The organism is Pseudomonas sp. SMV7 (assembly GCF_052041995.1).
Classification (GTDB): domain Bacteria; phylum Pseudomonadota; class Gammaproteobacteria; order Pseudomonadales; family Pseudomonadaceae; genus Aquipseudomonas.
On sequence record NZ_JBKGGT010000015.1, the window covers coordinates 1 to 20,970 of the forward strand.

The window sequence follows — 20,970 nt, forward strand, 5'->3', positions numbered from 1 at the left end:
TACCAGCGCCGGCGCATCCGGGGTGGCGCACACCTGGGCTTCGATCAGTTGGTGGATGCTGCGCTCGTTCGGGTACGTCGCGAAGGTCTCGTTGCAGCCTTCGACCATCTGCTTCTGTTCTGCCAGCCCCAGCATAGGCAGCTCGCCAATCACCGCGTCAGCATTCTCCACCAGCGCCTGCAGCAGGTTGGCAAAGTAGCCAGCCAGGCGGCCAATGGTCTCGTCGCGCCACAGCGCACGGTCGTGGCTGTATTGCATCGACAGCGTCGTGCCCAGCTCCACCACCAGCGTCAGCGGGTAGTGGGTCTGTTCCTGCACGGCCACGTCGCCAAAGCGCAGGCCAGCGGGCGCGCCCTGTTGCAGCGCTGCGGCCACCGGGTAGTTCTCGAACACCAAGATGCTGTCGAACAAGGCGTCACCGCCCTGCCCCGCCCAGCGCTGCACGTCGTACAGCGGCGTGTGCTCGAACTCGCGCACGGCCAGGTTGCCGGCCTGTACCTGGCCGATCCACTCGGCCACGGTCTGCTCGGCACGCGGTGCGCCGATCACCGGCACGGTGTTGATGAACAGGCCGATCTGTTCCTCTACCCCCGGCAGGTCTGCCGGGCGGCCGGCGACCGTGGCGCCGAAGCATACGCTGGCCTGGCCCGTGCAGCGCTGCAACAGCAGCAGCCAGGCCGATTGCACCAGGGTATTGACCGTGACCCGGTTGGCCCGAGCGAAGGCTTCGATGCGTGCGGTCTGCTCAGGGTCGAAGGCCAGGCGGTGGTTGCCTTGGCCGCTACCGCGCGAGCCTGCACTGCCGGCGATGGCCTGGGCCAGACGGGTCGGCTCGTCCAGGGCCGCAAGCTGGGCCTTCCAGAAGGCTTCGGCAAGCGCCGCGTCCTGGCCCTGCAGCCAGGCGATGTAGTCGCGGTAGTGGCTGGCCTGCGCTTGCGGTGCCAGGCCGGCATAGCGCTGCAGCACTTCACCCAGCAGGCGCGAGGTGCTCCAGCCATCCATGAGGATGTGGTGGTTGGTGTAGATCAGGTGGTGGCGGGTATCGCCCGTGCGCACCAGTACCAGGCGCAGCAGCGGCGCGGCAGACAGGTCGAAGCCGTGCTGGCGCTCACCTTCGGCCAGGGCCTGCAGTGCCTGCTCCAGTGCCGGCTGGCCACGCCAGTCGTGCTCGCTGCACGGCAGTTCGACGGCCTTGCGTACCACCTGCACGGCCTGCCCAAGTTCGCCTTGCAGGATGAAACCGCTGCGCAGGATGTCGTGGGCGTCGAGCGTGGCCTGCCAGGCCTGCCGGAAACGCTGCACATCCAGCCCGTCCACATCCACGCGCAGCTGGTTGATGTAGTTGCCGGCCTGCTGGTCGTAGAGGGTGTGGAACAGCATGCCCTGCTGCATCGGTGACAGCGGGTACACGTCGGCAATCTGCCCCGCCGCCAGCGGCAAGCTGTCCAGTTGCGCCTGGGTCAGCGCGGCCAGCGGGAAGTCCGACGGTGTCACGCCCAGATGGCGGCCATCGCAGCAGTGCTCGACAAGCTCTGCCAAGGCCTGCTCGTAGGCCTGGGCCAGGCTTTCGATGGTCGCCGGGTGGTGAACGTCTGCACTGTAGGTCCACTCCAGGAACAGCTCGCCGCCATACACTTGACCGGTGATGCCAAGCCAGTTGCCCAGCGGTGCGCCGGCACACTGGGTACGGCCTGCGCTTTCCCCGCCTGGGGTGAACAGGGCGCCGGCCTCGGCATCGAAGTTGGCATCGAACTGGCCCAGGTAGTTGAAGGTGACACGGGCCTGGGCAGCACGCTCAAGCTGGTCACGCACCTCGGCATCGCCGAGGTAGCGCAACAGGCCGTAGCCGAGGCCTTTGTCCGGCACCGCGCGCAGTTGCTCCTTGATCGCCTTGATCGACTGGCCAAGGTCGTGGCCGGGGGTGAGGCGCACCGGGAACAGGCTGGTGAACCAGCCCACGGTGCGGCTGAGTTCGAGGTCGTCGAACAGGTCTTCGCGACCATGGCCCTCCAGCTGGACCAGCACGTTGTCCTGCGCACTCCACTGGCACAGGGTGCGCGCCAGCGCGGTCAGCAGCAGGTCGTTGACCTGCGTGCGGTAGGCCGCCGGGGCCTGCCTCAGCAGCCTGGCGGTGCGCGCGGCATCCAGGCGGGTGGTGGCGGTGCGGGCATGGCTGTTGGCCAGGCTGCCCTGCGGGTTGTCGCGTGGCAGTTCGGCGTGCTCGCCAGCCAAGGCCTGCAGCCAGTAGTCGCGCTGTGCCTGCAGCGCCGGGCTGCTGGCATGGCTGGCCAGGCGCTCGGCCCAGGCCTGCACCGAGGTGGTCTTGCCCGGCAGGTTCACGGCCTGGCCGGCCAGCAGCTGCTGGTAGGCCGTTTGCAGGTCTTCGAGCAGCACGCGCCATGACACGCCATCGACCACCAGGTGATGGATTACCAGCAGCAGGCGCTGTTGGCCATCGGCAAACTCGAACAGTTCGCCACGCAGCAGCGGCCCGTGCTCCAGGTTCAGGCTGGCCTGCACCTGGTCGCCGGCAGCGTCCAGTTCACTCAGGGCATCGAGGTTGCGCTGTTGCAGCAGTGGTGCGTTGCCCAATGGCTGGAAGCGCGCCTGCCATTGCCCGGCGCCACGGGTAAAGCGCAGGCGCAGGGCGTCGTGCTGTGCGACCACGGCGCGCAGCGCGGCCTCCAGCTGCGGCATCTGCACCGGGCTGGTTGGTTTGAGCAGTAGCGACTGGTTCCAGTGCGCCGGTTGGGCGATGTGCATCTCGAAAAACCGCGCCTGGGCTGGCAACAACCCAACCTCGCCGCTGAGGCTGGCGCCCTCGGCTGCCGCAGCAGGCGCTGGCTTGGCCTCGATGCGCTTGGCCACCTGCGCCAGCTGGGCGATGGTCTGTTGTTCGAACAGTTGCCTGGGGCTGATGCGGATGCCCTGCCGCTTGGCCCGGGCGATGATCTGCAGGCTGAGGATCGAGTCGCCGCCCAGTTCGAAGAAGTTGTCACTGCTACCGACCCGCTCCAGCTTGAGCACATCGGCCCACACTGCCGCCAGCGTTTCCTCGATATCACCCTGCGGCGCGACATAGCCACGGCTGACTGCACCGGGTACCGGCAACGCACGCTTGTCGAGCTTGCCGTTGGCGGTCAGCGGCAGGCGTTCGAGCAATACGATCTGCGCCGGCACCATGTAGTCTGGCAAGCGTGCCAGCAGCAGCGCCTGCAACTGCTCGACGGTCACCCCAGCTGCGGCGACCACGTAGGCCACCAGCTGCAGGCGCTCGGCGTCACCCTCCAGCGGCGAGGCCAGGACCACGGCCTCGCTGACAGCGGGCAGGCCAGCCAGCACCCGGCCGATTTCGCCGGGTTCCACGCGGTAGCCGCGGATCTTCACTTGGTCATCGGCACGGCCGATGAACTCGATCAGGCCCTCGGCCGTCAGCCGTGCGTGGTCGCCGGTGCGGTACAGACGGGCACCGCCCTCGGCCGGTACGAAGCGCTCGGCGGTCAGCGCCGGCTGGCCCAGATACCCTTGGGCGACGCCCTGCCCGCCCAGGTACAGCTCACCGGTCACCTGCGCCGCCAGTGGGTTGAGGTAAGCGTCCAGCAGCTGGGCGCAGGCGTTGCCCAGCGGGCGCCCGACCGGCACCGTGCGGCAGCCTGGCAATGGCTGGCCCGGCTCGAAGGTAAGCACGCCGACGGTGGTTTCGGTCGGGCCGTAGTGGTTGATCACCCGGCAGCCCGGGCGCAGCGCGCGAACCTTTTCCAGCAGGCCCCAGCTGCACGCCTCGCCGCCGAGGATCAACGCTTCGGCCGGCAGCACGTCGGCAGCGCGATCCGCTTGCAGCAAGCCTTGCAGATGGCTCGGCACCAGTTTCAGCACGCCGACCTGATGCTGCGCCATGTAGCTGGCGAAGCCGTCCGGGTCGAACGCCAGTTCCTGCGGCAGCAGGTGCAGCAGGCGGCCTGAGGCCAGGGCACCGAACAGTACGGTGTGGCCCAGGTCGGCGGCGGTGGTGGAGACCATCGCCATGCTCGCTGCAGCCGGCAACTGCAGGCGCTCGAGCACCGCCTGGGTGTAGCTGGCCAGGGCCCCATGGCTGACCACCACGGCCTTGGGCTGCCCGGTCGAGCCCGAGGTGTAGATCAGGTAGGCTGGCTGCTCGGCAGCTATGGCCAGTGCTACCGGCTGGTCGCTGCAGGCTGCCCATTGGGCAGGGTCGCAAGCGACGGCCTGTATGCCATCAAGGCTGGCGAAACGCTGCTCGCCTGGTTCGTGCAACAGCACGGCAGCGCCACTGTCGGCGAGCAGTTGCTGCAAGCGCTCCTGGGGCTGCTGGGGGTCCAGCGGCAAATAGGCGGCGCCGGTCTTGAGCACCGCCAGCAAGGCACTGACCCACTCGATGGAGCGCGGCAGGCACAAGGCAACGATGCTGCCGCTACCGACACCGCGCTGGCGCAGGTAATCGGCCAGGCGGTTGGACGCCGCCTCCAGCCCGGCCTGGGTCATGAACCGTTCACCGGCGCGCACACCGCCATGAGCCTGGCCTCGCGCCATGGCCTGGCGCCACAGGGCAAGCACATCGCCGTGTGGGTAAGCCTGCGTGGGCGCCGGGGTCAGCGCCGGCAGTTCCGGGCTATCGACAATTGCCCGCTGCAGGTCGCCGGTCAGTGCATCCAGCACCCGCCGCAGCGAACCGGCGATGCGTTCGATGGTGGCCTGTTCGAACAGCTCGGTGGCATAGGTGAAGTAACCTTCGATGCCGTCGGCCTTGTCGGAAAAATCGAATGCCAGGTCAAAGCGGGCATCGCCATCGTTCCGCGCGAAACCTTCCACCTCCAGCGTACCCAGGCGCTTGCGCCCGGTGTCGCGGGCGGCCACGTGCTGGTTGATCTTGAACTGGAACAGCGGGTTGTGGGCCAGGTTGCGCTCCGGCAGCAAGGCATCGACCAGCTGCTCGAACGGCAACTCCTGATGCGACTGGGCTGCGCCGATCACCGCCTGTACCTGGTCGAGCAAGGCGGCGAAGGTGGCGCGCTCATCCACTTGCACGCGCAGCACCTGGGTATTGATGAAGAAGCCGATCAGGCCCTCCAGCTCCTTGCGGTTGCGCCCGGCGTTAGGTGCGCCGATGCGGATGTCGGCCTGGCCACTGTAGCGCGACAGCACCACCGCCATGGCCGCCAGCACCAGCACGAACACGGTGTAGCCGCCTTTGCGCGCCTGGCTGCGCAGGGCTTCGGCCTGCGCGCCCGGGATGTCCACGCGCAACACTGCCCCGCGCTGGCTGGGCGTGGGCGGGCGCTCGAAGTCCAGCGGCAGGCTCAGCAGCGGCTGCTCGTCGCCCAGTTGCGCCTGCCAGTAGGCCAGTTGGCGCTGGGCCTCACCGGCTTCGAGCCAGGCGCGCTGCCAGATGGCGTAGTCGGCGTACTGGATCGGCAAGTCTGGCAACTGCGCCTGGCGGCCCTCGGCCAGGGCGCTGTACAGCTGGATGAACTCCTGCACCAGCACATCGCTGGACCAACCGTCGGCAATGATGTGGTGCATGCTCAGTGCCAGCACATGGTGCTCAGCCGCCACGCGCAGCAGGGTCACCCGCAGCAGCGGGCCGGCCTGCAGGTCGAAGGGCTGCTTGAGGGCAGCGTCCACGGCCTCGCTCAGCGACGCTTCGTCGGGCGGCGCGGCGAATTCCACCCACTCGATCGGCAGCGGGCAGTGCTCGAGGATGTCCTGGTAGAACTCACCCTCCTGCGCGGCAAAGCGCGTGCGCAGCGACTCGTGGCGCTGCACCAGCGCATCCAGCGCCTGTTGCAGCAGCGCCGGGTCCAGCGCGCCTTTCAGGCGGACGGCCAGCGGCACGTTGTAGGCCGGGCTGTCGGGCTCCAGCTGCCAGAGGAACAACAGGCGCTGTTGGGCGTATGACAGCGGAATGCGCGCCAGGCCCTGGCGCGCCGGCACGATGGGCAGCAGGCGGAAGCTCTGCCCGCTGGCCTGCATCTGCGCCAGGATCTGCTGGCGTTGCTCCACGGAAAGGCCAACGAAACGTTGGGCGATGCGTTGTGCTGCAGTGAATTCCATGTCAGGCCTCGGAGAATGCGTTCATCATGTGTTCGATATCGCTCAGGCCGTCGTCAGTCAGCGACAGGCCCTGCTCGTCCAGTGCCTGGGCGAACGCGCGCAACTCGGGGTGGGTGAAGATCAGTTGCAGGGGCATGTCCAGCCCCAGCTCCAGGTTGATCCGCGATACCACCTGGGCAGCCAGCAACGAGTGGCCGCCCAGTTCGAAGAAGTTGTCGCTCAGGCCAACCCGGTCAACGTTCAGCAATTGCGCCCAGAGGCTCGCCAGTTGCTGTTGCCGCTCGGTCTGCGGCGCCTCGTAGGCGTGTTGCGACTGGCCCAGGTCAGGCAGGGGCAGCGCCTTGCGGTCGAGCTTGCCGCTGGGGGTCAACGGCATGTCCGCCAGGGTCACCAGGCAGGCCGGGACCATGTAGTGCGGCAGGCTGGCCCTGAGGTGCTGCTGCAACGCCAGGCGCAGGTCACCGTCGTCGCCCTCGACCGGCACGGCATAGGCACACAGCTGCTTGCCGCCGGGCAGGTCGAGGGCCACGACGGTGGCTTCGCGCACGCCCGGGTGCGCCCGCAGGCACTGCTCGATCTCGCCCAGTTCGATCCGGAAACCACGCACCTTCACCTGATGATCGACGCGGCCGCGATAACCCAGCTGGCCGTTCTCGTCGTAGTAGCCGAGGTCGCCGGTGCGGTACAGACGGCCGCCGCCCAGCGGGTCGAACGGGTCGGGGATGAAGCGCTCGGCGGTGAGCGACGGCCGCTGGTAGTAACCGCGCGCCAGGCAGCCGGCACCGCCAATGAACAACTCGCCAGGCACGCCGGTCGGGGTGGGTGCCAGCCCCTCGTCCAGGGCATACAGGGTGCGGCCCGGCAAGGCGCGGCCAATGGGTACACCGCCCTGGCTGATCTGCGGCGCAGTCATCTGCGAACAGTCATAGGTGGTGGCGACCACGCTGGCTTCGGTCGGGCCGTAGGTGTTCAGTAGGCGCACTGCTGGCGGGCCATCGGCCAGCCAGGCACGCAAGGCGTCTTCCGGTACCGCTTCGCCGCCGACATGGATCTGCTTCAACCGCCCATAGGCCTCGGGGCTGCGGCGCTCCAGGGCCAGCAGACGCCAGTAGGCAGCCGGCAGGTCAGCCACGGTCACGCCGTAGCGGTTGATCTCAGCCAGCAAGGTGGCCGTGTCCCAGACCCGCGCGTCGCGCAGGACCACGCAGGCGCCTTGGGCCAGCGGTGGGAAGAATTGCTCGATGAACCCGTCGAAGCTGAAGGTGGCGAACTGCAGCACGCGGTCGTCCGGGCCCAGGCGCGAATACTGCGCAGCCACCTGGCAGAACAGCGCCAGCGCGTGATGCTCGATGGCCACGCCCTTGGGCAGGCCGGTAGAGCCGGAGGTATAGATCAGGTAGGCCAGGTTGTGCGGCGCAGCCAGGTTGGCCAGCGGCTCGGCCGGCCAAGCCTGCAGCCACTCGCTACCGGGCTCCAGCAGCACGCAGGGCAGCTGCCTGCCCGCTTGCAGGCGCTCACGCGAGGCCGCGTCGGCCAGCAGCAGGCCGACGCCGCTGTCTTCGATCATCCAGGCCAGGCGCTCGTGCGGGTAATCCGGGTCCAGCGGCACGTAGGCACCGCCCGCCTTGTGGATGGCGATCAACGCCAGGGCCATGCCCAGGCCACGTTCGACAGCCACGCCCACCAGGCGCTCCGGCCCCACGCCCAAGGCCCGCAGGCGGTGCGCCAGCTGGTTGCTGCGGCGGTCCAGTTCGGCGTAAGACAGTTGCTGATCGGCGCAGATCAGCGCTGGCGCATCGGGCCGTGCCCGCGCCTGGCGCTGCAGCAGCTGGTGCGCGCACAGGCCGCTGGCGGCCTGGGGTGGCGGGTTCCAGCCGTAGACCAGTTGCTGGCGCTCGGCAGCACCGAGCAAGCCCAGTTCACCGATGCAGCGCTGTGGCTCGGCGCAAATGGCCTCCAGCAGCGCCAGCCAGTGCCCGGCCATGCGTTCGATGCGTGGTGCGTCGAACAGGTCGGTCGAGTAGTTGAACGATGCCGTCACCCCGTCCGATCGCTCCAGGGTGTTGAGCGAGATATCGTACTGCGCGCCCGGCTCCGGCAGGTCCACTTCCTTGACCTGCAACCCGTGCAATGCATCGCTGGCCACTTGCTCGCCGAGGTCGCGCAAGTGGTTGTAGAGCACCTGGAAGAACGGGTTCACGCCCTGCTCGCGCTCCGGGTACAGCGCCTCGGCCACTTCGAGGAAAGGCACGTCCTTGTTGGCCTGGGCCTGCAAGGTGGTTTCCTTGATCGCCGCCAGCAGCTGGGCGAACGGCTGGCTGCCATCGACGTCGACGCGGGCCACTACCACGTTGATGAAGAAGCCGATCAGGCCTTCCAGCTCCACGCGGTTGCGATTGGTGACCGGCACGCCGATGTTGAGCGTGCCCTTGCGGCTGTAGCGCGCCAGCACAATGGCATAGGCCGCCAGGAACACATGGAACAGCGTGGCATTGGCGGCCAGGGCCAATGCCCGCAAACGCTCGCTGAGGGCCTGCGGCAGGCGCACGTCGAAGCGGCTGCCACGGTAGCTCCTGGCCTGTGGGCGAACGCGGTCGGCCGGCAGTTCGAGCACCTCGAAGTCGTCTTCCAGCTGCGCCTTCCAGTAGTCGATCTGCGCCTGCATCTGCCCTTCGGCCAGCCATTTGCGCTGCCAGGCAGCGAAGTCGGCGTACTGCACCGGCAACGGTTCGGGGGTGTGCAGCTGGCCGCTGGCGGCGGCGTTGTAGGCGGCGGCGAACTCGCGCACCAGCAGGCTCATCGACCAGCCGTCGGAGACGATATGGTGCAGGGTCAGCGACAACAGGTGCTCCTGCTCATGCACCTTGAACAGGCGCGCACGCAGCAGCGGGCCACTCGCCAGGTCGAACGGCACGAAGGCCTCGGCTTCCAGCTTGCGTAGCTGCGCGGCCTGGTCCTGGCCGCCGAGGTCTTCGAAACCGATCAGCACCGAGGCCGCTGGCAGGATGCGTTGCCAGGGCAGGCCTTCGGCTTCCACGAACACCGTACGCAGCGCTTCGTGGCGGGCCACCAGGGCGTCCAGCGCTGCCTGCAGCGCCGCACGGTCGAGGTTGCCCTGCATGCGCACCGCCATCGGCGTGTTGTAGGCCAGGCTGTGCGGGTTGAGTTTCCAGAACAGCCACTGGCGATGCTGCGAGCGGGACACCGGCAGTGGTTGCCGGCGGTCGAGGATTTCGATGTCCAGGCCGGCGCCCTGTTCAGCCTCGGCCACCGCCTGGGCGAAGCGTTGCAGGTCGACAGTGTCGAACAAGCTGCGCAACGGAATATCCCGCCCCAGCTGCTTGCGTACCCGCGACACGGCCTGGGTGGCCAGCAACGAGTGCCCGCCGAGGGCGAAGAAGTTATCGCCCAGGCCTACCTGCGGCACGTGCAGCACCTCGGCCCAGATCTGCGCCAGCTGTATCTGCAGCGCGGTCTGCGGGGCCTGGTAGGCCTTCAGGCTGACGCCCGGCTCCGGCAGCGCCTTGACGTCGATCTTGCCATTGGCGGTGACCGGCAGGTGCTCCAGCACCAGCAGCTGGCTCGGCACCATGTGCTCGGGCAACAGGCCTGCAAGGGTGGTTCGGATGGCGTCCTGCCAGGCCAGGCTGTCGGTCGGTGGCTGGCTGGGCACCAGCCAGGCGGCCAGCTGCAGGTGCGGCGCCTGGCCATGGACGCGGACCAGGGCGTTGGCGACGCCGTCGAGTGCGCGCAACTGGTGTTCGATTTCGCCCAGCTCCACGCGGTAGCCACGGATCTTCACCTGGCCATCCATGCGCCCGGCAAATTGCAGCTCGCGGCCCTGGCGCACCCAGTCACCGCTGCGGTACAGGCGCTGGCCATGGTTGCCGTTCGGGTCGGGGACGAATCGTTCGGCGGTGAGTGCGGGGCGGTTCAGGTAACCCCGGGCCAGGCCGGCACCACCAATGTACAGCTCGCCCTTGGCCTTGGCCGGCAGCGGCTGCAGGCAAGGGTCGAGCAGCGCAACGCGGGTGTTGGCCAGCGGTTGACCGAGGCTGGCTTGCCCGTTCAGTTCGGCCACCAGGACACCGACGGTGGTCTCGGTCGGGCCGTAGTGGTTGAACACGCTGAGCGCCGGCGCCAGCTCGCGAACCTTGGCCAGCAGGCCCGGGCCGCAGGCTTCGCCGCCGAGTACCAGGCACTGCACCGGCAACGCCGAACGGCCAGCCGCCAGCATCGCCTCCAGGTGCGACGGCACGATCTTCAGCGCATCCACCTGATGCTCGGCCAGGTAGGCAGCGAAGCCTTCGGCATCCAGTACTTGCTCGCGTGACAGCAAATGCAGGGTATGGCCGCCGCACAGGGCGCCGAACAGCATGGTGTGGCCAAGGTCCGCGGCCGGGGTCGAGACCTGCGCCATGCTGCGGATACGCGCGACCGGCAGGCGCGCGCCGATGCCATCGACATAGTTGGCCAGGGCCGCGTGGCTGATCGCCACGCCCTTGGGCTGGCCGGTGGTACCGGAGGTGTAGATGACATAGGCGAGGTTGCCCGGGGCCGGGGCGACACGGGTACCCCCGCCGCTGGCGGATTGCGCCCAGTCCAGGCGCTGCACCGCGCTGGGAAGTTGCGCCTGCCAGTCACCAGGCGCCAGCAGCAGCTGCGTGCCACTGTCGGTGAGCAGGTAGGCCAGGCGCTCGGCGGGTTGCCCGGGCTCCAGCGGCAGATAGGCGCCACCGGCCTTGAGCACACCGAGGATACTGGCGAGCATGCCGACGCTGCGGTCAGCCAGTACGCCGACCAGCGTGTCCGGGCCGACCCCGGCCTCGACCAAGCGGTTGGCGATGGCCTCGGCGCGGCTGTCGAGTTCGGCGAAGTTGGCCTGCTCGCCCGCGGCCATTACCGCCTGGCGTTCGGGGTGACGGCTGGCGGCGGCGGCAAAGCGCTGGTGGACCAGCAGGGTTTCGCCAGCCCGCACAGGTGCGTCAATGGCAGCGGCCAGGCCGGGCAACGGCAGCTCGCCGACGGCGCCAACCGCTTCGTCAGCCAGGGCCTGCAGCAGGGCCAGCCACTGTTCGCCGAGGGTGGCAATGGTGGCCGCATCGAGCACATCGGTGGCATAGGTGAACGCGGCATGGAGTTGCCCCGCTCGCTCGTGCGTATCCAGCGCCAGGTCGAAGCGAGCGCTGTGCCTGGCCAGCGCGATCGGCGCCAGGCTCAGGCCGCTGCGGGTTTCGATGGCCTGCACATCGGCCACCTGCGCCTGGTGGTTGAACAGCACGCGGAACAGCGGGCTGTCGCTGCTGCGCGGCAGGTCCAGGGCCTCCACCAGCTGTTCGAACGGCAGGTCCTGGTGGCTTTGTGCGCCCACCGCAGTTTCGCGCACGCGCTGCAGCAGGCCGGCAATGTCCAGCAATGGGTCGATCTCGGTGTGCAGCACCTGGGTATTGATGAAGCAGCCGATCAGCCCCTGGCTTTCCGCTCGGTTGCGGTTGGCGATGGGCACGCCGACGCGGATCGCCGATTGGCCGCTGTAGCGCTGCAGCAGCAGCTTGAAGGCGGCCAGCAAGGTCATGAACAGGGTGACGTTGTGCTTGCGTGCCAGGCCGCGCAGGCGCTCGGCGACGTCGGCGGCGATGATGAACTCGTGGCGCGCACCGCGGTAACTGGGCCGGCCCTGGCGGCTGCGGTCCAGTGGCAGCTCCAGCGGCGTATGGTCGTCGCCCAGGTGCGCCCGCCAGTAGGCCAGCTGGCGTTCCTGCTCGCCGGCCTGCAGCCAGCTGCGCTGCCACAGGGCGTAATCGCGGTACTGGATCGGCAGCGGTTGCAGGGCGGCATCGGTGCCGGCCACGGCGGCGTCGTAGAGGCGCAGGAATTCTTCGATCAGCACATTCATCGACCAGCCATCGGCGACGATGTGGTGCAGGGTCAGCAGCAGGACGTGTTCCTGAGCAGCCAGTTGCAGCAGGCGCACGCGCAGCAGCGGGCCGCTGGCCAGGTCAAACGGGGCCATGGCTTCGGCTTCGGCGATGGTCTCGATGGCGGCCTGGCGGGCGTCCTCGTCCAGCTCGACCAGGGCATCCTGGCGCAGCTGCAGCGGGGCAGCCACGGCGTCCACCTGCTGGCGTACGTCATCGCCGTCGGCGACGAAGCGGGTGCGCAGGGTTTCGTGGCGGGCCACCAGGGCATCGAAGGCCTGCTGCAGGGCCGCCAGCTCCAGGGGGCCGTGCAGGCGCACGGCCAGCGGCAGGTTGTAGGCCGCACCCTGCGGGTCGAGCTGCCAGAGGAACCACATGCGCCGCTGGGCGTACGACAGCTGGTCACGCTCGGCTACCTCGACGCCGGGTGCGATCGGCAGCACGGAGAAGTCCATGCCCTCGCCCTGCAGTGCCTTGAGGAACAGGCGGCGCTTGTCGGGAGCGAGCGCGATGAAGCGGCGGGCGAGCTGGAGGGTTTGATCAGCATTCATGTCGAGCGGTGTCCTGGCAGTCGAGCGGTAACTGTCAGACGAAGGCATGGGGGGCTGATTTAGGGGCGGCGGGTGATCGTCTTGAGGGGTGTGGCGCCAGGGCGATCGAGCGCCGCCCGCGCGGCGCATCGCCGGTGCAACCCACAGGGACACCACAGCTATCGAGGCTTGCGCACTACCTGTGGGAGCGGGCATGCCCGCGAAGAGGCCGGCATTGCCATCAATAAAATCACGTAGTCCAAATCGCTATTTCTTGTAGGACCCTTCCTAAACCCCTTCCACCCCGAAAATACCCGTCTACAGCCTGCTAGGTTCCTGGCTTCCACCTTAAAAGAGGCGAGCCATGAGCATGCGCATGAACATCTTCGGCCGATACCAAGGCCTGGACGGCGACGAAACCAGCACAGGCGCGATCTGCATTGCCAGCCAGGCCAGGGGCCGCGTGCATGGCCGCAACTGGCTGCTTCAAGGCGACCCGACCACACCCTGCCCGCTATGTGGACAAGCGGGCACCATTGTCGAGGGCGAAGCCCGCTGGCGGCAGGATGGTATTCCCACGGCTCTCATTAAGCACAAACCTGAAGGCGACTGTTTTGAACAAACACCTCAACCTTGGCAACTATGAAAGCCTACGGCGGGACTTGGGAATCTCATCGAGAAGCTTGGTGCACCATTGGAGTAAAGCTGGCGCCCCAGGACATATCCCTGGCTACTCGACACACTTAGACAAGCTGGCCAAAATGGCTAAATACTTGAAGCACGGCGGGCGTATCGGTATTGCTGTTGGCGGAGTTGGCTCAGCAATAAAAGTCTCCGAAGTGTGCCAGGCTGGCAATACAAAGGCCTGTGAAAAAGTCCGAGTTACTGAAGCGGGAAATTTTTCTGGCAGCTTAGCCGGGGGATGGTTTGGCGCAAAGATGGGAGGAAAGGCCGCAACCCAAGTTTGTTGGAGAGCAGGTTCTGCGAGTTTGGTATGCGGAATAGTCATCACTGGCGGAGGAGCATTGGCGGGAAGTCTTGCAGGCATGAAAGGCGGTGAAAAAATCGGCGAAATAATTTTCGAGGTTTTTCAAGATGATTGATCATCTCGACATCAAGCTAAAACTATTTTTAGTCGCTACCCCTTTCTGCCTCTGCCTAACCGCACTCGCGATGGATCTTCATATCGCATGCTCTCGTCAATATGAAGTAATGACCGCAGCACTCCACCGAAGCCCATGCCTCTCATATTCCGTCAGACTTTGGGGAGAGAAAAGTGTACGTTCACGAATGCTGGTAACGTTCATGATAGCGGGTGCTATCACATTGCCAAATTCCAGCATTCGAAAAGGCTCGCTTGATGCCCGGGATTTTGAGCAGTTCCCTAAACCTCTGAAAGCCAAAATAACTGTCGCATCATGGCTTAATACCGTCGGATTTAGCTGGTTAATCATAAACTACTTCACAATATAACCATAACAGCGTTTCGAGATTTTCAAAATGATTGAGCATCTTGACGTAAAACTAAGGCTATTTTTGTTAGGCACTCCTATCTGCCTCGCCTTAATCGGGCTTCTATCTGACCTGCACATCGCCTGCTCTCGTCAATATAAAGAAATGACCTCAGCACTCCAACGGAGCGCGTGCCTGCCATTTGCGACCAGCATGTGGGGAGAGAAAAAAATAGGCTCTAGGATTCTAGTTATTTCTGTAATCGCTAGCGCCATTGGGTCCCCCGCCTCAAGCATTCGCAGCGGGCTATTGGATGAGCAAGACCATTTACAATTCCCTGCGAAGTTAAGAAGAAAAATTCTTATTGCATCATCGCTAAACACCATTGGCATCGCTTGGATAGCCATCTATTACCTGATGAAACTGCTAGGCTGAGAAACAAAACATGGCACCGCCTGCGCCGGTGTTCGCGGGCACGCCCGCTCCCACAGGAGTTGTGCATAGCCTGAGGCCTTCTGCATGACTTGAGGCATACGCAACCCCTGTAGGAGCGGCTTTAGCCGCGAAAGGGCCAGCCCAGCCAATACAAAGATCAGCGCATCAAACCCAACTCGGCATCATCCAGCAGCGCCTTGGCCATAGCTGCAAAGTAATGCGAAGCCCAGAGCATCTGCTGGTCGCCATCCATCAAACCGGTCAGTGAAAAGTCGCGTGCATAGCCCATTAGCTCCGAGGCTTGCTCCCGGGCGCTGCGACAGGGGATGCCCTCGGCGATACGGAACAGTGGATGGGTTTGGCCTTCGCCTTGGTAGAAGTAGGTAACGCCGGGGGTGGTTTTGGTTTCGTCGGTCATGATTTCGGCACCATTGTCATATGTGCCACCCGTCCGTTTCCACACATAGGGGTGACAGCTGCACACGGGGTGGAAAACCAGGCATGGTGCGAACCTGGTAGGCCTGAAGGCCTCCCGTGTACAGCTGTCATAACGACTCGCACCATACTGTCTTGCCAGGTTTCCACACCCGATCACTGAACCGTCAGCGACGGGCAAAGCCTAGAGCGCGGGATTTGCAGGAACAATCAGACGCGTGTCGACAGGGCTCGTAGGGTATTTCTCAGGGGGTGGAGTTACCAGTCCCGAAGCGTAGGAAGAGTCTGGGATTGTTGTAGGTTGCTGTGGCCATGTCTTGGGAATGCATCTGGGCTGACAGGTGTTCGCCATGACAGGTTCGGCGCCTGTGAGATCGAGCGCCGCGCGGGCGGCGCTCGATCTCACAGACACCACACCTCTCAAGGCAGGCACATGGCAGCCCTCACGCCCTAATCAGCCCAACACCTCCCTATACCCCTGCGCCATCGCCACCACCACCTTGCGCTTGCCGGTAAACGGCGCCCGCGCATGCGCCGCGAGCATGTTGTCGAGCATCAGCACATCGTTTTCCAACCAAGGGAAGCTGATGGTGCAGTCATCCAGCACCCCGCGCACCTCATCGAGCAAGGAATCCTCGATGGCCGTACCGTCGCCGTAGTACACGTTACGCGGCAGGTCCTCTTCCTCGACGATGTCCATCAACGACTCGCGCACTTCTGGCTGCAGGTTCGACACATGGAACAGGTGCGCCTGGTTGAACCACACGTCCTCCCCGGTCAGCGGATGCCGCGCCACCACCTGGCAGCGCTGGCGGGTGCGCAATTCGCCGTCGTCCTTCCAGATGCACTCGATGGCATGCGCCCGGCAATAGGCCTCGACCTGGCGCGGGTCTTCCGTGTTGAACACCTGCGACCACTCCACATCCAGGCCGTTGCCGTAGTTGCGCACGTACATCAGCCCCTTCTCCACCAGCCGCTCACGAATCCGCGCCGGCATGCGCCGGTACACCTCGCGGCTGTCGGCAATCGGCGTCTCGCCTCCAGTCTCGGCGGGGATCACGCTGTAGAACCAGATCTTCATCGGCCATTCCAGGGTATACGCCTGCTCGTTGTGCAGGGGAATGCGCTGGTGCGCCGGGTATTCGGTGGAGGTGTACACGCCCTGGGTCACGTTGCTGCGCGGGGTAGAGCCGAACTCGTAGTTGAGCAGCGGGTGGCCAAAGGCCACGGCGAACTGGCGGAAGGCTTCGGCGCCCGCCACCTCGAAGCCGCGGAACAGGATGCCGCCGGCCTGCAGCAGGTGGCGGTCCACCAGCGGCTGCAGCTCGGCAAACGCTTCCAGCAGGTCGATGCCCGGTTCCGGCGCGCGCACCAGCAACGGCAGGTTGCCGCGCGCGGCGTCCAGGGGTTCGATCGCGAAGCTCAGCAGTTCACTCATGTCCGGTCACCTCAAATCAGGGCCGCGTTGGCGGCGAAATCGGGATGTGCGCCATGGCAGCGCCTGACTAGATGAACGAGCGGCCCTGCGGGAAATTCACCGCCGCCGCAGCCGCAGGTAAAGCCAGGGCGCGCCGGTTCGTCTGAACGATGTGCACCCTTTATCGCCCAGGAACCGTACATGACTCGCCAGCTCCTGTTTCTCACCCTGCTCGCTGCTGCGCCGACCGCCTGGTCGGCGCAACGATGCGCCGTGGAAATCCATGGCACCGACCAGATGACATTCGACAAGCCCGCCATCAGCGTGCCGGCGGCCTGCAGCGCGTTCACGGTCACCCTCACCCACCCTGGCGCCATGCCGAAGAACGTGATGGGCCACAACTGGGTGCTGAGCACCCAGGCCGACATGCAGGGCGTACTCGACGATGGTCAGAAGGCCGGCGAGGTGCACGACTACATCCAGCCCGGCGACCCCCGGGTGATCGCCCACACCCGCCTGATCGGCGGCGGCGAGCAGGACAGCGTCACCTTCGATACCAAGCTGCTGAAAGCCGGTACCGCCTACAGCTTCTACTGCTCGTTCCCGTTCCACAGCACCCTGATGAAGGGCACCCTGACCCTCGGCAGCTGACCGAGCCCCACTCCACCAGCGAGATCACGCTTCATGAAAACCTCTTCCCCCGGGGCTATCCGCGAACTGCTGGGCCTGCTCCAACCCTACCGCACGGCGGTGCTCGCCTCGGTGTTGCTGGGCATGCTCGGCGGCCTGGCAGTGACCGCCCTGCTGGCCACCGTCAACCAGGGCCTGCATGCACCGGGCGGCATGAGCCAGGGCCTGCTCCTGGCCTTCGCCGGCCTGTGCCTGCTGGCCCTGGTCAGCAGCGTGGCCGCTGACAGCGGCACCAATTACGTCGGCCAAAAGGTCATCGCCCGGCTGCGCAAGGACCTCGGCGCCAAGGTGCTGTCGGCCCCCATCGAGCAGATCGAGCGCTACCGCAGCCACCGCCTGATCCCGGTGCTGACCCGCGACGTCGATACCATCAGCGACTTCGCCTTCGCCTTCGCCCCGCTGGCCATCTCGCTCACCACCGTGTCCGGCTGCCTGGCCTACCTGGCGTGGCTGTCGTGGCCGATATTCCTCATTACCCTGGCGGCGATCGGCATCGGTAGCGGCGTGCAGTACATCGCCCGGCAAAAAGGCGTGGCCGGCTTCAACGCCGCGCGCGATGCCGAAGACAACCTGCAGAAGCACTATTCGGCCATCGCCGAAGGCGCCAAGGAGCTGCGCATCGACCGCCGCCGCCGCCACGCCATGCTGACCCGCAACATCCAGGGCACCGCCGACTTCATCGCCAGCACGCATATCCGCGCCATCAACATTTTCGTCGTGGCCAAGAGCCTGGGTTCGATGCTGTTCTTCGTGGTCATCGGCCTGACCCTGGCCTTGCAATCGCTGTGGCCCAGCAACGACCCGGCGGTGATGAGCGGCTTCGTGCTGGTGCTGTTGTACATGAAAGGCCCACTGGAAACCTTGATCAGTAACCTGCCGATCCTCGGCCGTGCCCAGGTGGCGTTCCGCCGTATTGCCGACCTGGCCGAGCGCTTCTCGTCGCCCGAGCCCCACCTGCTGCTGGAGCCATCGGCCGAACGCAGCGCCCCACCCAGCGCCCACCTGGAGCTGCACAACGTCGAGTACAGCTACCCCGCGGTGGACGGCCACGAACCGTTCCGCGTAGGGCCGGTGAACCTGAGCATCGAGCCGGGCGAGATCCTGTTCATCGTCGGCGAGAACGGCTGCGGCAAGACCACCCTGATCAAGCTGCTGCTGGGCCTGTACACCCCGCAGCGCGGCGAAGTGCGCCTGAATGGCAAGGCCGTCGGCCCGCAGGGGCTGGACGACTATCGCCAACTGTTCACCACGGTGTTCGCCGACTACTACCTGTTCGACGACCTGCCCGAGCACGAACACAGCCTGCCCGGCGATGCCACGCGCTACCTGGAACGGCTGGAAATCGCCCACAAGGTCAGCGTGCGCGACGGCGCTTTCACTACCACCGACCTGTCGACCGGGCAGCGCAAGCGCCTGGCACTGGTCAACGCCTGGCTGGGCGGGCGACCGGTGCTGGTGTTCGACGAATGGGCGGCGGACCAGGACCCGACCTTCCGCCGGGTGTTCTACACCGAGCTTCTGCCGGACCTGAAGCGTTTGGGCAAGACCATCATCGTGATTTCGCATGATGACCGGTACTTCGATACGGCGGACAAGGTGGTGCACCTTAGCCGGGGGAAGGTAGTCGAGGCATTGGAGCCGGCTTGATACGGCAAAGGGGGGCTGCGCCCCCCTCATCAACCACAATCCATAATCGCTCTATAGTCGGTCTATAATTCCCTGTAAACACCGAAACAGAGCGGTTTCCTGAGAGGACACCGGGGGCGTTTTGCGCCCCCTGTCGCGACACAAGGCCGCTCCCACAGGAGTACGCGATCACCTGTGGGAGCGGCCTTGTGTCGCGATGGGCGGCAAGGCAGCCCCAACAGGCAGAATCAGAACAACCAGCGATACAGCAGATAGGCCACCAGCACCGCCAGCACCGGCCGCAACACGCGGTAGGCCTTGGGGTTGGCGCGCTTGAACTGCTTCACCTGGGCGCTGATGCGGTTACTGAAGCGCTTGCTCCAGGCATAGGCTTGGTTGATCCCGCCCACACGCTCGTCGTCGGTGTTCTGCGGTGCGGTAGCACGGCCGAGGAAGGCGCTGACCTTGCGGTTGATGCGGGTCATCAAGGGGCTGCTCAGCGGGCGTTCGATGTCGCAGAACAGGATCACCCGGGTGACGTCGGTCTCGTTCTTCACCCAATGCACGTAGGTTTCGTCGAACATCACATCCTCGCCATCACGCCAGGCGTACTCCTCGCCATCGACGTAGATACGGCAGGCGTCGGAGTTGGGCGTGGACAGCCCCAGGTGGTAGCGCAAGGAACCGGCGAACGGGTCGCGGTGCGGGTTCAGGTGGCTGCCACCGGGCAGCAGGGCAAACATCGCGCCCTTGACGTTGGGGATGCTGCTGACCAGCTCGACAGTACGCGGGCAAAGGGTTTCAGCCGAGGGCAGCGGCTTGTCGTACCACTTCAGGTAGAAGCGCTTCCAGCCTTTCTTGAAGAACGAACCGAAACCGGCGTCGTTATCCTTTTCGGCGGCGCGGATATAGCCCTCGTCGAACAGGCGCATGGCCTCTTCGCGGATTTCCTGCCAGTTGTCCTTGAGCACATCCAGTTCGGGGAAGCGCTGGCGATCCAGGTATGGCTTGGACGGCACACCGGAAAACAGGTACATCAGGCTGTTATAGGGGGCGAACAGCGCCGAATGGTTGACGAACTGGCGCAACACCGGCAGGCGAGCCTTGCCGCGCAGGTGCACGAACAACACACTGCCGAAAAACACCAGCAAGACACCCGCCTTGGCTGCAAAGGAAAAGGTCATGCTTTCACTCCTTGAGGACGAGACAGCGCCAGGGGCCCTGCACTCCTGTAAATCATCCTGCCATCATAAACCGCTGCCGCCGGTGTAAAAACAACCTGGGCGGCAACTCATTGATGAAGATTTTGCAATGAACCCGGCCAGGGAACGTTGCGCCGGGTCAGCGACAGGCCATTTACTGCTGGTTTTCCTGCTCGCTGAACATGTCGGCGAACAACATGCTGGACAGGTAACGCTCACCGGAGTCGGGCAAAATCACGACGATGGTCTTGCCCTGCATTTCCGGTTTTTCGGCCAGGCGCACGGCCGCCGCCATCGCCGCACCACAGGAAATACCGCAGAGGATGCCCTCTTCCTGCATCAGGCGGATAGCCATGGCCTTGGCTTCCTCATCGGTCACCGTCATCACCTGGTCGACCATCGACAGGTCAAGGTTCTTCGGCACGAAGCCGGCGCCGATGCCCTGGATCTTGTGCGGGCTGGGCTTGAGCTCCTCGCCGGCCAGGGTCTGGGTAATCAGCGGCGAGGCCAGGGGTTCCACGGCCACCGAAGTGATCGCCTTGCCCTGGGTCTGCTTGATGTAGCGCGACACGCCAGTGATGGTACCGCCAGTGCCCACGCCGGCCACCAGCACATCCACCGCGCCATCGGTATCGTTCCAGATTTCCGGGCCGGTGGTCTTCTCGTGGATCGCCGGGTTGGCCGGGTTTTCGAACTGGCCGGGCAGGAAGTACTGGGCCGGGTCGGAGGCGACGATTTCGTTGGCCTTCTCGATGGCGCCCTTCATGCCCTTGGCCGGGTCGGTCAGCACCAGCTCGGCGCCCAGCGCTTTCAGCACCTTGCGCCGCTCCAGGCTCATCGAGGCGGGCATGGTCAGCATCAGCTTGTAGCCACGGGCAGCAGCGACGAAGGCCAGGCCGATGCCGGTATTGCCCGAGGTGGGCTCGACGATGGTCATGCCCGGCTTGAGCTTGCCGCTGCTTTCGGCGTCCCAGACCATGTTCGCACCGATGCGGCATTTGACCGAGTAACCCGGGTTGCGCCCTTCGATCTTGGCCAGGATGGTCACGCCGCGCGGGGCGATGCGGTTGATCTGCACCAACGGCGTGTTGCCGATGGAATGGGCGTTGTCGGCAAAGATACGGCTCATGGCAGGGGTCCTTGACAGGAAAACGAGCGGGAAAGACCTCAAGGGTAAGCCCGGGCCGGTAACC

The 20,970-nt window shown here is 65.5% G+C and carries 10 protein-coding genes; 4 read left to right on the forward strand and 6 right to left on the reverse strand.

The window, feature by feature from the left end; all coding sequences use genetic code 11:
- The coding region (locus ACLEJP_RS18005) for an amino acid adenylation domain-containing protein (protein WP_440808494.1) at positions 1-6,072 on the reverse strand (6,072 nt) is incomplete at its 3' end.
- 1 nt (position 6,073) lies between these two features.
- Positions 6,074-12,541: an amino acid adenylation domain-containing protein gene (locus ACLEJP_RS18010; RefSeq protein WP_440808497.1), complete on the reverse strand. Its 6,468-nt coding sequence runs from the start codon at positions 12,539-12,541 to the stop codon at positions 6,074-6,076.
- 343 nt (positions 12,542-12,884) lie between these two features.
- On the opposite strand from ACLEJP_RS18010, the gene ACLEJP_RS18015 reads away from it, so the two are divergent.
- Together ACLEJP_RS18015 and ACLEJP_RS18020 are read left to right on the forward strand one after the other, a co-directional pair.
- Positions 12,885-13,166 carry a PAAR domain-containing protein gene (locus ACLEJP_RS18015; RefSeq protein WP_440808500.1) on the forward strand — a complete coding sequence of 94 codons (282 nt, stop codon included), beginning with the start codon at positions 12,885-12,887 and terminating at the stop codon, positions 13,164-13,166.
- Entirely contained in the window at positions 13,135-13,623 is a 489-nt protein-coding gene (locus ACLEJP_RS18020) for a hypothetical protein (protein WP_440808501.1), read from the forward strand. Before ACLEJP_RS18015 ends, ACLEJP_RS18020 begins: the two co-directional genes overlap by 32 nt.
- 941 nt (positions 13,624-14,564) lie before the next feature.
- On the opposite strand, the gene ACLEJP_RS18025 is transcribed toward ACLEJP_RS18020, so the two are convergent.
- Positions 14,565-14,825: a DUF3077 domain-containing protein gene (locus ACLEJP_RS18025; protein WP_440808503.1), complete on the reverse strand. Its 261-nt coding sequence runs from the start codon at positions 14,823-14,825 to the stop codon at positions 14,565-14,567.
- Positions 14,826-15,296: 471 nt separating this feature from the next.
- Complete coding sequence (locus ACLEJP_RS18030) at positions 15,297-16,280, reverse strand: TauD/TfdA family dioxygenase (RefSeq protein WP_440808505.1); 984 nt, start codon at positions 16,278-16,280, stop codon at positions 15,297-15,299.
- A gap of 180 nt (positions 16,281-16,460) precedes the next feature.
- On the opposite strand from ACLEJP_RS18030, the gene azu reads away from it, so the two are divergent.
- Together azu and ACLEJP_RS18040 are read left to right on the forward strand one after the other, a co-directional pair.
- Positions 16,461-16,910, forward strand: a complete 450-nt coding sequence (gene azu / locus ACLEJP_RS18035; RefSeq protein ID WP_440808508.1) for an azurin — start codon at positions 16,461-16,463, stop codon at positions 16,908-16,910.
- 33 nt (positions 16,911-16,943) lie between these two features.
- Positions 16,944-18,596: a cyclic peptide export ABC transporter gene (locus ACLEJP_RS18040; protein ID WP_440808510.1), complete on the forward strand. Its 1,653-nt coding sequence runs from the start codon at positions 16,944-16,946 to the stop codon at positions 18,594-18,596.
- Positions 18,597-18,823: 227 nt separating this feature from the next.
- Here ACLEJP_RS18040 and ACLEJP_RS18045 read toward each other — a convergent pair whose 3' ends face one another.
- Together ACLEJP_RS18045 and cysK are read right to left on the reverse strand one after the other, a co-directional pair.
- Complete coding sequence (locus ACLEJP_RS18045) at positions 18,824-19,759, reverse strand: aspartyl/asparaginyl beta-hydroxylase domain-containing protein (RefSeq protein ID WP_225778809.1); 936 nt, start codon at positions 19,757-19,759, stop codon at positions 18,824-18,826.
- 172 nt (positions 19,760-19,931) lie between these two features.
- Positions 19,932-20,906 (reverse strand): cysteine synthase A, encoded by a 975-nt coding sequence (cysK, locus tag ACLEJP_RS18050; protein WP_440808513.1) that lies wholly within the window; start codon positions 20,904-20,906, stop codon positions 19,932-19,934.
- Positions 20,907-20,970 lie beyond the last annotated feature (64 nt).